2 protein-coding genes are annotated in these 815 nt (G+C 50.9%); one reads left to right on the top strand and one right to left on the bottom strand.

The annotated features are described in order from the left end of the window. Positions 1 to 102: 102 nt before the first annotated feature. Positions 103 to 342 (bottom strand): hypothetical protein, encoded by a 240-nt coding sequence (locus BQ17_RS14295; RefSeq protein ID WP_089728178.1) that lies wholly within the window; start codon positions 340 to 342, stop codon positions 103 to 105. Between the two features lie 104 nt (positions 343 to 446). Between BQ17_RS14295 and BQ17_RS14290 the strand changes: the two genes are divergently transcribed. Further along, on the top strand, positions 447 to 773 hold the full coding sequence (locus tag BQ17_RS14290) for a type II toxin-antitoxin system RelE/ParE family toxin (RefSeq protein ID WP_089728176.1): 327 nt from the start codon (positions 447 to 449) through the stop codon (positions 771 to 773). Positions 774 to 815: the final 42 nt, after the last annotated feature.

Raw genomic sequence — 815 nt, 5'->3', positions numbered from 1 at the left:
GCATGTCCAGATCGACAGTAACTACACACTACAACTTGTTGTCTTAGATAGAAATAATGTGGGGATATCTCAGGGTCAGTCCCCATTTTTTATACCCATTTTTTATACCCATTTTTTTGTCCCCATTTTTTCTCGCCGATCATCGATTTCCCGCGTCCGGCTGAAGAATTCGACCCATTCATTCCAATCCGTTTCATCTTCCGCTGCAAATATTTCTTCCGGACGCCGTGTCAGCAGCATTTCCTCGAATTCGATAGCGGCGTCGGAATTCGCCTCCACGCCGAAGCGTGAGAGCCAGATGAAGATACCTGATACACCACTGAGGCAGTAACCCACTTCCACTTTGTGGAGTACGAGTTCGGTCTATCCGTTACCCCCGACAAGGTTCATGCCCACGTCCGTTTCCGAGCTTGCTACAATATATCCACGTGGATATAGTCCATGGCATGAAACCAGTGCGATTCCTCGGCGATTCTCTCAAGTGCTTGCGAGCCTTCCCAAAGAACGCGAAACAGGACGCCGGACGACAGATCGACAAGATTCAGCGCGGCGGACAACCCGACGATTTCAAACCGATGCCGACTATCGGTCGCGGGGCCGAAGAGCTCCGGGTGTGGGATGACTCGGGCACCTTCCGAGTAATCTATACGGCGAGGTTACCCGATGCTGTTTACGTTCTCCATGCCTTTCAGAAAAAAACACAAACCACATCGAAGCGAGACCTCGAGCTTGCCAGAATGCGGTTTAGTCGGCTGATCCAAGATGAGCCATGAGCAATACAGAGATCGAGACTTTCGACAGCGTTTGGGACGCGA

It is taken from the genome of Candidatus Thiosymbion oneisti (assembly GCF_900092655.1).
Taxonomy (GTDB): Bacteria; Pseudomonadota; Gammaproteobacteria; order Chromatiales; family Chromatiaceae; genus Thiosymbion; species Thiosymbion oneisti.
Note: the sequence above shows the minus strand (reverse complement) of the source record. Positions and strands in the feature narration are given on the sequence as shown.